The organism is Actinomadura rugatobispora (assembly GCF_042656285.1).
GTDB lineage: Bacteria > Actinomycetota > Actinomycetes > Streptosporangiales > Streptosporangiaceae > Spirillospora > Spirillospora rugatobispora.
Window position 1 is genome coordinate 1 of the sequence record NZ_JBHSON010000304.1, and the last position, 592, is coordinate 592.

General features: G+C 64.0%; 1 protein-coding gene. It reads left to right on the forward strand.

The window, feature by feature from the left end:
- On the forward strand, positions 1-241 hold a 241-nt coding region (locus tag ACFPZN_RS56520), incomplete at its 5' end, for a transposase family protein (RefSeq protein WP_378293747.1).
- Positions 242-592: the final 351 nt, after the last annotated feature.

Here is a 592-nt window from a genome sequence, read left to right on the forward strand (position 1 = left end):
AGCCGGTGAACACGTCCTGACGCCCTACAAAGGGCGCGGCAAGCCAGAGTCCCAGAAGGAGGCCAACCGCGCCCACGCACGACTCCGCGGACCGGGAGAGCGAGCAAACGCCCAGCTCAAAGCCTGGAGGATCCTGCGCAAACTCCGGTGCTGCCCCCTCCGCACCGGCCGCATCGCCAAGGCAGTCCACACCTTCACCTCCGCGAGACCGCATCACGTTGAAAATAGCCTCGTTATTTAGCCCATCGGACCCCGGATGACGATGATGCGGAGGGATCGGTGATCGCGTCCAGGTCGGCGAGTCAAGGGCGCGCGGGGTCAAATCCCGCCGTCCCAACCAGCCTTTTCACAGGCCAGAAGGGCTTCAGAGCTTGATTCCGAGGCCTTTTTCGCTCCCGAACCGTATTCGGGAGCCAATTGGGGAGCCACTCGGGACCGCTTGACGGCGTCAAGAGGTCCTGACCTGCCGCCTAGTACTCCAGCCGTAGAAGGTGATCTTTATCGTTTCCGGGTGGATTGTCGCTGGTAGTGGCAGGTGCGGGCGCGGGCTTGGTGGCGTCGCCGCCAGTGCGACCAGTGCAGGCAGTGCGCG